The 11876-nt window shown below is 59.3% G+C and carries 6 protein-coding genes; all 6 read right to left on the reverse strand.

Annotated elements, in window-relative coordinates; all coding sequences use genetic code 11:
• Positions 1 to 25 precede the first annotated feature (25 nt).
• Positions 26 to 1444, reverse strand: a complete 1419-nt coding sequence (locus tag ACWKV9_RS04110; protein ID WP_483834824.1) for an FAD-dependent oxidoreductase — start codon at positions 1442 to 1444, stop codon at positions 26 to 28.
• A gap of 119 nt (positions 1445 to 1563) precedes the next feature.
• Entirely contained in the window at positions 1564 to 6012 is a 4449-nt protein-coding gene (gltB, locus tag ACWKV9_RS04115) for a glutamate synthase large subunit (RefSeq protein ID WP_483834825.1), read from the reverse strand.
• A 366-nt stretch (positions 6013 to 6378) separates the two neighbouring features.
• Positions 6379 to 7992, reverse strand: coding sequence for an AAA family ATPase (locus tag ACWKV9_RS04120; RefSeq protein WP_483834826.1), 1614 nt, complete (start codon positions 7990 to 7992; stop codon positions 6379 to 6381).
• A 10-nt stretch (positions 7993 to 8002) separates the two neighbouring features.
• Complete coding sequence (gene aroB / locus ACWKV9_RS04125; RefSeq protein WP_483834827.1) at positions 8003 to 9106, reverse strand: 3-dehydroquinate synthase; 1104 nt, start codon at positions 9104 to 9106, stop codon at positions 8003 to 8005.
• A 126-nt stretch (positions 9107 to 9232) separates the two neighbouring features.
• Positions 9233 to 9751: a shikimate kinase AroK gene (gene aroK / locus ACWKV9_RS04130; protein ID WP_483834828.1), complete on the reverse strand. Its 519-nt coding sequence runs from the start codon at positions 9749 to 9751 to the stop codon at positions 9233 to 9235.
• A gap of 4 nt (positions 9752 to 9755) precedes the next feature.
• Positions 9756 to 11837, reverse strand: a complete 2082-nt coding sequence (locus ACWKV9_RS04135; RefSeq protein WP_483834829.1) for a type IV pilus secretin PilQ — start codon at positions 11835 to 11837, stop codon at positions 9756 to 9758.
• Between the last annotated feature and the right edge of the window lie 39 nt (positions 11838 to 11876).

The following is an 11876-nucleotide window of genomic DNA, read 5'->3' on the forward strand; positions in this document are numbered from 1 at the left end:
GCGAACAAGTTCGCTCCTACAGGAATCAGACCTCCAGATAATCCAGAATCCCTTCAGCCGCATTGCGGCCTTCGAAGATCGCCGTCACCACCAGGTCAGAGCCGCGCACCATATCGCCACCGGCGAAGATTTTCGGGTTACTGGTCTGGTGTTTGAACTGACCCTGCTCAGGCGCCACAACACGGCCTTGGCTGTCGGTCTGGATGCTGAACTGTTCAAACCACGGCGCTGGGCTTGGGCGGAAACCGAAAGCGATGACCACCGAATCAGCAGGGATGATCTCTTCGGAACCCGGAATCGGCTCAGGGCTGCGACGGCCGCGTGCGTCAGGCTCGCCGAGACGAGTCTCGACCACTTTGACGCCTTCGACCTTGTCTTCGCCCACGATAGCGATTGGCTGACGGTTGTAGAGGAAGCGTACGCCCTCTTCCTTGGCGTTCTTCACTTCCTTGCGCGAACCAGGCATGTTTTCTTCGTCGCGACGATATGCACACGTCACGGTACGGGCGCCCTGGCGGATGGAGGTGCGGTTGCAGTCCATCGCCGTGTCACCACCGCCGAGCACTACAACCTTCTTGCCCTTCATGTCGACGAAGTCTTCCGGCGCCTTTTCAAAGCCCAGATTGCGGTTCACGTTGGCGATCAGGAAATCCAGCGCATCGTGTACGCCCGGCAAGTCTTCGCCCGGGAAGCCGCCCTTCATGTAGGTGTAGGTGCCCATGCCCATGAACACGGCATCGAACTCTTCCAGCAACTGATCGACGCTGATGTCCTTACCGATTTCGGTGTTGAGGCGGAACTCGATACCCATGTCGGTGAACACTTCGCGACGATGGCTGAGCACGCTCTTTTCAAGCTTGAATTCCGGGATGCCGAAGGTCAGCAGACCACCGATTTCCGGGTTCTTGTCGAACACCACCGGCTTGACGCCGCCCCGTACCAACACGTCAGCACAACCCAGGCCCGCAGGCCCGGCGCCGATGATTGCCACGCGCTTGCCGTTAGGCACCACGCGCGACATGTCCGGACGCCAGCCCATGGCGAATGCGGTGTCGGTGATGTACTTTTCGACCGAACCAATGGTCACTGCGCCAAAACCATCGTTCAGCGTGCAAGCGCCCTCACACAGACGGTCTTGAGGGCAAACGCGACCGCAGACTTCGGGCAGGGTGTTGGTCTGGTGCGACAACTCGGCGGCAGCCAGGATGTTGCCTTCGGCCACCAGCTTGAGCCAGTTGGGAATGAAGTTGTGCACCGGGCACTTCCATTCACAGTACGGGTTGCCGCAACCCAGGCAGCGATGGGCCTGATCAGCCGAATGCTGGGGCTTGAAGGGTTCGTAGATCTCCACGAACTCCTTCTTGCGCTGGCGCAGCAGCTTCTTCTTCGGGTCTTTACGCCCGACATCGAGGAATTGAAAGTCGTTACTGAGACGTTCGGCCATTCTCTAGAACCTCTAACAGCAGCCTCAAGCTTCAAGCTTCAAGCTGCAAGAATCGTATTCGCAGGCACTCGCGCACTGCCTTTAGCTTGCGGCTTGAAACTTGCCGCTTGTAGCTGCTTTTACTGCGGATTCGCGCGGGTACTCGATAGCAAAGATTTGAGGCTTGCAGCCTTTGGCTTGACCAGCCAGAAGCGACGAAGGTAGTCGTCCAGGTTTTCCCAGAGATTACGGCCCCATTCGCTATCGGTTTCTTCAACGTATTCGGCCAGGACGTGTTCCAGGTGATTGCGGTACGACTCCATCGCTTCGCCGCTGATGCGCTGAATTTCGACCAGCTCGTGGTTGACCCGGTCAACGAAGGTGTTGTCCTGGTCGAGCACGTAGGCGAAACCACCGGTCATGCCGGAGCCGAAGTTGTAGCCGGTCTTGCCCAGCACGCAGACAAAGCCACCCGTCATGTATTCGCAGCAGTGATCGCCCGTGCCTTCCACAACCGTGTGAGCGCCGGAGTTACGTACCGCGAAGCGCTCGCCCGCCGTGCCCGCTGCGAACAGCTTGCCGCCGGTTGCGCCATACAGGCAGGTGTTACCGATGATCGCCGTGTCCTGGGTTTTGAACGGGCTGCCTTTTGGCGGCACGATCACCAGTTTGCCAGCGGTCATGCCCTTGCCGACATAGTCGTTGGCGTCGCCTTCAAGGTACATGTTCAGACCGCCAGCGTTCCACACGCCGAAGCTCTGACCTGCGGTCCCTGTGAAACGGAACGTCACCGGGGCATCATTCATGCCCTGGTTGCCGTGCAGTTTGGCGATTTCGCCGGAAATACGCGCACCGATGGAGCGGTCGCAGTTGCAGATGTCCATCGAGTAATCGCCGCCGCTTTTGGCGACGATTGCAGCCTTGGCCAGTTCGACCATTTTCTCGGCGAGCAGACCTTTGTCGAACGGTGGGTTGCGATCCACTTGGCTGAACTGTGGTTTGTCAGCCGGGATGTGGTCGCTGCCCAGCAACGGCGTCAGGTCCAGATGCTGCTGCTTGGCGGTTTCGCCCGGCAGGATTTCCAGCAGGTCGGTACGGCCGATCAGTTGCTCCAGCGAACGCACGCCCAACCGCGCCAACCACTCGCGGGTTTCTTCGGCCACGTAAGTGAAGAAGTTGATCACCATGTCGACGGTGCCGATGTAGTGGTCTTTGCGCAGCTTTTCGTTCTGAGTCGCCACGCCGGTGGCGCAGTTGTTCAGGTGGCAGATGCGTAGGTATTTGCAGCCCAGCGCGATCATTGGGGCGGTGCCGAAGCCAAAGCTTTCAGCGCCGAGAATGGCTGCCTTGATCACGTCCAGACCGGTTTTCAAACCGCCGTCAGTCTGCACCCGGACCTTGCCGCGCAAGTCGTTGCCGCGCAGGGTCTGGTGGGTTTCGGCCAAACCGATTTCCCATGGAGAACCCGCGTACTTGATCGAGGACAGCGGCGATGCGCCGGTGCCGCCGTCGTAGCCGGAAATGGTGATCAGGTCGGCATAGGCCTTGGCCACACCGGCAGCAATCGTGCCGACGCCCGCTTCTGCGACCAGTTTCACCGACACCAGCGCTTCAGGGTTGACCTGTTTGAGGTCGAAAATCAGCTGCGACAAGTCTTCGATCGAGTAGATGTCGTGGTGCGGCGGTGGCGAAATCAAAGTCACGCCCGGTACCGCATAACGCAGCTTGGCGATCAGGCCGTTGACCTTGCCGCCTGGCAGTTGACCACCCTCACCTGGCTTGGCGCCCTGAGCGACCTTGATCTGCAGTACATCGGCGTTGACCAGGTACTCAGGCGTCACACCGAAACGACCGGTTGCGATCTGCTTGATCTTGGAGCTACGGATGGTGCCGTAGCGCGCAGGGTCTTCGCCGCCTTCGCCGGAGTTGGAACGCGCACCAAGGCGGTTCATCGCTTCCGCCAGCGCTTCGTGAGCTTCCGGCGACAGTGCGCCAAGGGAGATGCCTGCCGAATCGAAACGCTTGAGGATCATCTCCAGCGGCTCGATCTCGTCAATCGACAAGGCCGTATCGAGCTCCTTGACCTTAAACAGGTCACGAATCATCGACACCGGACGGTTGTCCACCAGCGCGGTGTATTCCTTGAATTTGCTGTAATCGCCCTGCTGCACGGCGGCTTGCAGCGTCGCCACGACGTCAGGGTTGTAGGCGTGGTATTCACCGCCGTAGACGAATTTCAGCAGACCGCCTTGCTGGATCGGCTTGCGCGGGCTCCAGGCTTCGGCCGCAAGGGCTTTCTGTTCGGCTTCGATATCGACGAAACGCGCGCCCTTGATGCGACTTGGCACGCCACGGAAGCTCAGCTCGCAAACTTCTTCGGAAAGGCCAATGGCCTCGAACAGCTGCGCACCGCGATAGGACGCGATGGTCGAGATACCCATCTTCGACAGGATCTTCAGCAGGCCTTTAGTGATGCCTTTGCGGTAGTTCTTGAAGACCTCGTACAGATCGCCCAGCACTTCGCCGGTGCGGATCAGATCGCCCAGCACTTCGTAGGCCAGGAACGGATAGACCGCCGAGGCGCCGAATCCGATCAGTACGGCAAAGTGGTGCGGGTCGCGAGCGGTCGCAGTCTCGACCAGGATGTTGCTGTCGCAACGCAGGCCTTTCTCGGTCAGGCGGTGGTGCACCGCGCCGGTTGCCAACGAAGCATGCACCGGCAATTTGCCCGGCGCGATGTGACGGTCGGTCAAGACAATCTGAGTCTTGCCCGAACGCACGGCTTCCTCAGCCTGATCGGCGATGTTGCGCACCGCAGCTTCCAGGCCGACGTTTTCGTCGTAGTTCAGGTCGATGATCTGACGATCAAAGCCCGGACGATCCAGGGTCATCAGCGAGCGCCACTTGGCGGGCGAAATGACCGGCGAGCTAAGGATCACGCGGGAAGCGTGCTCAGGGGATTCCTGGAAAATGTTGCGCTCGGCACCGAGGCAGATTTCCAGCGACATGACGATGGCTTCACGCAGCGGGTCGATCGGCGGGTTGGTGACCTGCGCGAACTGCTGGCGGAAATAGTCGTACGGCGTGCGCACACGTCGCGACAGCACAGCCATTGGCGTGTCGTCACCCATGGAGCCCACGGCTTCCTGACCTTGCTCACCCAATGGACGCAGCACCTGATCGCGCTCTTCGAACGTGACCTGATACATCTTCATGTATTGCTTGAGCTGCTCAACGTTGTAAAACGCCGAACCGTGGTCGCTGTCTTCCAGAGTGGCCTGGATGCGCAGGGCGTTCTTGCGCAGCCATTGCTTGTAGGGGTGACGCGACTTCAAGCGGCTGTCGATGGCGTCGGTGTCGAGGATCTGCCCGGTTTCGGTGTCCACGGCGAAGATCTGACCCGGTCCGACACGGCCTTTGGCAATAACGTCTTCGGGCTTGTAGTTCCACACGCCGATTTCCGACGCCAGGGTTATGTAGCCGTTTTTGGTGGTGACCCAGCGCGCCGGACGCAGACCGTTACGGTCGAGCAGGCAAACAGCATGGCGACCTTCGGTCATCACGATACCAGCCGGGCCGTCCCACGGTTCCATGTGCATGGAGTTGAATTCATAGAACGCCCGCAGATCGGGGTCCATGGTTTCAACGTTCTGCCATGCAGGCGGCACGAGCATGCGCACGCCGCGGAACAGGTCGATGCCGCCAGTAACCATCAGCTCCAGCATGTTGTCCATGCTGGAGGAGTCCGAACCCACGCGATTGACCAGCGGGCCCAGCTCTTCCAAATCCGGAATCAGTTCGTTGGCAAACTTGGTGCGACGGGCCTGAGCCCAGTTGCGGTTACCGGTAATGGTGTTGATCTCGCCGTTGTGGGCGAGGAAGCGGAATGGCTGAGCCAGCGGCCATTTCGGCAGGGTGTTGGTGGAGAAGCGCTGGTGGAACACGCAGATCGCGGTTTGCAGGCGCTCATCGCTCAGGTCCGGGAAGAATGCCGTGAGATCACGCGGCATCATCAGGCCTTTATAGATGATGGTTTTGTGCGAAAAGCTGCAGATGTAGTGATCGCTGTCGGCCGCGTTGGACACCGACGAGCGGCGACGGGCGCTGAACAGCTTGATTGCGAATTCCTGATCGCTCAGGCCTTCGCCACCGATGAACACTTGCTCGATCTTCGGCAGGCGCTCAAGCGCCAGACGGCCCAACACGCTGGTGTCGATAGGGACTTCGCGCCAGCCGATCAACGTCAGGCCAGCGGCGAGAATTTCGCGATTCATGTTTTCGCGGGCAGCTTCGGCGCGGGTGTCATCCTGGTTAAGGAAGACCATACCCACACAATACTGGCGCGGCAGTTCGCTGCCGAAATGCTCTTGGGCAATGGCGCGAAGGAAGGTGTCAGGTTTTTGCATCAACAGCCCGCAACCGTCACCGGTCTTGCCGTCGGCGTTGATCCCACCACGGTGGGTCATGCAGGTCAGGGCTTCGATAGCCGTCTGCAACAGGTGATGACTGGGTTCGCCTTGCATATGTGCGATCAGGCCGAAACCACAGTTATCCTTGAACTCTTCTGGATGGTACAGACCTGCTTTCATAGACACATTCTCACCAGGCTGCCCCTTTTAGAGGCAAATTTCTTTTCAATTCAACCAGTTACCTTCCACGCTGAACGGACGCCAGCTTCGCGGGAGCAAAAGGGAGGTCATTGTACACACCGACACAAAACCTCACAAATTTGGCGACGAAACGTCGCAAATTTATGTCGCATTTGTGAAAGGTTTTATTGCGAATCTCGTGCTAGCCAGAGCTTTGTTGCGAGTCTGACTGGAGCGAACCCGAAGTTCAATGGGCGTCTGGAACGCAGACACCACAAGGCGCGCTGCTCATCAAGCAGCACACCATTGCGATAGATCGAAAATCAGGGGAGCCAAGCGAGTGACCCGGATAGGGTCACTGCGTCATTAGCGAGCTGTGGCGAGTTCCTGTTGGATACTGCCGACAGTACGAGGCCAAGGTTTACCAGCCTGAACCTTCTCTGGCAAGGCCTTGATAGCGGAGAGCGCTGCATTGCGGTCTGCGAAACTGCCGTAGGTGACAACATACAACGGTTTGCCCTGCAGGGTCTTTTTGAAGTAACGGTACTCGCCGCCCTGCTCCTTCACGTAGGCCTGTGCGGCAGACTCGGAGCTGGTGCCCAGAATCTGCACCACGTAGTGAGTCGCTGCCTGACCTGAGTACCAGCCACCGCCTGTGCCGCCCGAGGCAGGAGCAGTCGCAGGTTTTTCAGCAGGCTTTGGCGCCGGTTTGGCGGTGGCGACCTGTGTTGGCGCCGGTGCAGGCTTGGCAACCGGTGCGGCCGGAGCGACAGCAGACTTGGTGGTGGCAGTTGGACGCGGCGCTGGTGTTGGCGTAGGCGCGGGACCAGCCGCCACGCCCGATGGTGGCGCGGTGGTGGTTACGGTTGGTGGTTGCAGCGGTTGATTGGACATCGCGCCGCCATCTTCCCCGTCGCCTTCACCAGCACCTGCGGCTTCAGCCAACGGTGCGCGAGTGGCCGGCTGCGAGCCGTTCATCGGCAATGGCATCGGCTGGGAATTACCGGCGAACTCAATCGCTGGCCCGCCGTTGTTGGACTGCTGGGCAGGCACCTGGCCCTGACCCAACGGCAGTTGAGCCTGGGAATTAGCGGGTGCTGTCGTTGGCGCACTGTTACGGCCGGGAATCAGCCAGGCAGCGAGCAACGCCGCCACTACAACCCCACCCAAAGCCAACACGTGTTTCTTAGGCATTTTGAACCCCATACTTGGACGCTTGACCGCAGAGCGGCTGGCGATCATGGCTTCGATCATTGAATCGCGGGCGACCTGGTTGATCGCACCCGGCCATCCACCGGATTGCTCATGAATATCGGCAATCTGCGTGGCACTGAACACTTCTATACCCCGCCCGGCACCGTCCAGGCGCTGAGCCAGATACTCACGGGTTTCGTCTTCGGCATACGGAGCAAGCTCGATAACGTGGAAGCGTTCTTCCTCGGTGCCTGTTTCAGCACACAGCTGATCCAGGCGATCAATGATCGAGGCCTCGCCGAACAGGAAGACATGCGGACGCCCTTCCGGAGTGCCCGCCGCCAATCCCAACAACGCTTCGAGTGCGGATTCGCCGAGTTGTTCGGCATCATCCACAAGTATGTAGACTTCTTGCCCGGTCAGCGCCAGTTGCACAACTTGCGACAGGATCGCGCGCATTTCGGGCTGGGCGACGTTCAACGCCTGCGCCACCTGACGCAACACGCCCGACGCATCACCGGCGCCACGGGCGGAAACCACCACGCTCTGCACGGACTGCTTGTTGGTACTGGCAACCAGGGCCTGACGCAGCAAGGTCTTGCCGCTGCCATGGGGGCCGGTCACGACCAACAGCAGTTCGCTGTAGCGCGCAAGGTGATGAAGCTGACCCAGCACCGGTTTGCGCTGGGCCGGGAAAAATTTGAAGCCCGGGACCCGCGTAGCAAAGGGGTCATGACTCAACTGGTAATGACCGAGGAAGGCCTCATCGGCGTGCAAACTAGTCATGGATTTTTCATTAACCTCTGAGCTGATCCACCAGACTGCGGTAGTCCGCAGCCAGTGTGGCCTGTAGTACTTCTTTTGGATATTCGTCGGTGATCACTGCCTCGCCCATTCGGCGCAACAAGACCAGACGCAAACGGCCATCGATCACTTTCTTGTCGATCGCCATGTGTTCGATGAAATGCTCGGGCGTCATTTCCTCAGGCGGCACTACCGGCAGACCGGCGCGCTGAAACAGACGAATGCCGCGATCACGCTCCTGTTGGGTGATCCAGCCCAGCCGCGCCGACATCTCTAGTGCCATGACTGTACCCGCCGCAACCGCCTCGCCATGCAACCAGACGCCGTAACCCATGTGGGTCTCGATGGCGTGGCCGAAGGTATGACCGAGATTGAGAGTGGCACGCACGCCGGACTCGCGCTCATCGGCGCCGACCACCGCTGCTTTCGCCGCGCACGAGCGCTCGATGGCAGTAGTCAGCGTGGCTTGATCCAGGGCACGTAGCTTGTCGACGTTTTCTTCCAGCCAGGTCAGAAACGGTTCATCACAGATCAGCCCGTATTTGATGACCTCGGCGAGCCCGGCAGACAGTTCACGCTCAGGCAGCGTGTTGAGCGAACGGGTGTCGATCAGCACGGCCTGTGGCTGATAAAAAGCGCCGACCATGTTCTTGCCCAGCGGATGATTGATGCCGGTCTTGCCGCCTACCGAAGAATCGACCTGGGACAATAAGGTTGTCGGAATCTGGATGAAATCCACGCCGCGCTGATAACAGGCTGCTGCGAAACCGGCCATGTCGCCGATGACACCGCCGCCAAGGGCGATAACCGTGGTACGGCGGTCGTGTCGAGCGGTCAGCAGGGCGTCGAAAATGAGTTGAAGGGTTTCCCAATTCTTGAATGCTTCGCCATCGGGAAGCACGATCGGGAGGATGTTGTAGCCTTCAAGCGTCTTCGTCAGGCGCTCCATATACAACGGGGCCACAGTTGCGTTGGAGACGATGGCAACCTGCCGTCCGGCAATATACGGCTTGAGCAATTCAGGCTGATCCAGCAGGCCTTCGCCAATGTGAATCGGGTAGCTGCGCTCGCCAAGCTCGACTCTAAGTGTCTGCATGTATCCCCACACTGTTCATTTGGGCGTCTGTACGCATGCAATGTGCGCGGTACAGGCGTTGGCGCAAGGCCAAATCGCAACCCTGCTTTTTATGGTCGCCGAGGATAGCGCATTTCCGCCTGCGCTTTAACGGGGAGGAAGCTCGGCCAACAGGGCCAGGATATCAAGAACCACCATTCGGGGCGGTCGCTCGTCGGTTTCGATGATGACGTCAGCGATTTCGCGGTAAAGCGGATCACGGATGGCCAGCAGCTCGCGCAGCACACGCGCCGGATCGGCGGTGCGCAACAATGGGCGATTGCGGTCTCGGGCAGTACGGCCTACTTGCTGCTCCACGGAAGCGTGCAGATAAACCACCCGACCACCGGCATGCAACGCCTGGCGATTTTCTGCGCGCATGACCGCGCCACCGCCAGTTGCCAAGACGACGCCGTCGCAGGCGCATAGCTCGGCAATCATCGCTTGTTCGCGCTCCCGAAAGCCGGCTTCACCTTCTTTATCGAAAATCCACGGGATATTGGCACCCGTGCGCAATTCGATTTCCTTATCGGAATCCTTGAATGGCAGTCGAAGCTCTTTGGCCAGCAAGCGGCCGATGGTGCTTTTGCCTGCGCCCATCGGCCCCACAAGTATTAAATTTCGCACAGAATCAACGACTCACAGCAATCGCCTGGTTGTTCATGATACGCGGAGTGAGGAACACCAACAGCTCGGATTTTTTCTCCGAGACCACATCCCGCCGGAAAAGTCGGCCAAGATACGGCACATCGCCGAGAAATGGCACTTTATCAACGACTTTACTCTGCGTATTGGAGAACACGCCACCGATTACGATGGTTTCGCCGTCAGCTACTAGCACCTTGGCGTTCACTTCGTTTTTCTTGATTGGTGGTACGCCCAGAACGGTGTTGATGTAGTCCGGTTCGTCCTTGGTGACCTTCACTTCCATGATGATGCGGTTGTCCGGAGTGATCTGCGGAGTCACCTCCAGCGACAGCGACGCCTCCTTAAACGATACAGACGTCGCACCGCTGGAGCTGGCCTCTTGATACGGAACCTCCGTACCTTTGAGGATCTTGGCCGTCTCCTTGTCCGAGGTCACGACCTTGGGCTGGGAGACGATTTCGCCGTTGCCGGATTTCTCCATGGCGCTGAGCTCAAGATCCAGCACGGTGTTGTTGGTGATGAACCCAAGCCCAATCGACGACGTAGGGCTGGCAACGCCCATGTCGACATATGGCGCATTGGTCACAGCGCCCGGCGTACCGGTGACAGTGCCCCCGCCGCCAGCCGTGAAGTTGCCGCGGTTGGCAGACCCGCCCCAACTGACGCCCAGCGCCTTGTCGTAATCGACGTTGGCCTCGACGATGCGCGCTTCGATCATCACCTGACGCACCGGGATATCCAGCTGCGAGACGATGCGGCGCAGCTCATCCAGGCGATCCTGAGTCTGATAGGCGATGATGTTGTTGGTGCGGTCATCCACGGTGATCGAGCCGCGCTCATCGGTCTTGGCATCGGCACTGGTCACTGACTGGAACAGTTTGGCGATGTCCGCTGCCTTGGCGTAGTTCACCTGCAGCAGCTCACGACGCAGCGGTGCCAGTTCGGCGATCTGCTTGAGCGACTCCAACTCCTGACGTTCGCGGGCGGCGATTTCATCCGCAGGCGCTACCAGCAGAACGTTGCCGATCTTGCGCTTGTCCAGGCCTTTGGTCTTGAGCACAAGATCCAGCGCCTGATCCCACGGCACGTTTTGCAGGCGCAATGTGATGCCACCTTGCACGGTGTCACTGGCTACCAGGTTCAAGTTGGTGAAGTCCGCTATCAGCTGAAGCACTGAACGCACGTCGATGTCCTGAAAATTAAGCGAAAGCTTTTCGCCGGTGTAGACCAGCTTCTCTGCGTTGCGGCGGTCCATGTCCTCGTTGGTGAGCGGGCGCACGCTGATGGTCAGTTTGTTGTCGGTCTGAAAAGCCGAGTAGTCGAACGCGCCCGAAGGCTCGATCAGGATACTGGCCTTGTCGCCGCTGACACTGGCGTTCACGAACTGCACAGGGGTGGCGAAATCCTTGACGTCCAGACGTACGCGCAACTTATCGGGCAGTTGGGTCTTGGCGAAATCGACACGGATCTTGCCGCCGGTTTCCTGGATGTCCGGCGCGATGCCGGCATCACTCAGCTCGATGACGACGTTGCCTTCACCCAGCTCGCCGCGTTGAAAATCAACGTTTCTGACCGCTTTGCCGACCGGCGCATACGCCTTGGGCGGGGCTTTGGCGCTAGCAGGCGGAACGCTGACACGAGTGGCGCCCATTGCCGAACTTGGCTGGGAGCCCTGCGCCGCTGCGGCGCCCTGGCCAATGACTACGAACAAATTATTGCCTTCGACCCGAGAGCTATAGGGCGCCAGCACGGTCAGGTTAATGATGACCCTCGTGCGATCCTTCGCTTCGACAACCACAACGCTATGGGCATTGCCGTTCCCCAGATCACGGCTCTTGATCGCCAGCTGGCTGCTGACTCCCGGCAAGTCCAGCGCGATGCGTGCCGGCTGCTCGGTGGTGTAGGCGCGAGGCGCAGGCACCGGACCGTCGAAAGACAGTTTCAATTCGACCCGATCCCCCGGCAATGCAGCGACATCCAGGGTTTTGAGGTTGGCCGCCTGGAGAATCGGCGAGACCATCGCCATCCATAGCGACACGCCGATAATCGAAAGAATCCTGTTCATGATCAAATTCCACCACTGTGCAGACCCGAAGGCGTTTCG

This window comes from Pseudomonas corni, assembly GCF_057128765.1.

Bases quoted from the DNA above. Each gene is read 5' to 3' on its own strand.
- ACWKV9_RS04120 (WP_483834826.1), bottom strand. From the start codon at position 7,992: ATGACTAGTTTGCACGCCGATGAGGCCTTCCTCGGTCATTACCAGTTG.
- gltB (WP_483834825.1), bottom strand. From the start codon at position 6,012: ATGAAAGCAGGTCTGTACCATCCAGAAGAGTTCAAGGATAACTGTGGT.
- ACWKV9_RS04135 (WP_483834829.1), bottom strand. From the start codon at position 11,837: ATGAACAGGATTCTTTCGATTATCGGCGTGTCGCTATGGATGGCGATG.
- aroB (WP_483834827.1), bottom strand. From the start codon at position 9,106: ATGCAGACACTTAGAGTCGAGCTTGGCGAGCGCAGCTACCCGATTCAC.
- ACWKV9_RS04110 (WP_483834824.1), bottom strand. From the start codon at position 1,444: ATGGCCGAACGTCTCAGTAACGACTTTCAATTCCTCGATGTCGGGCGT.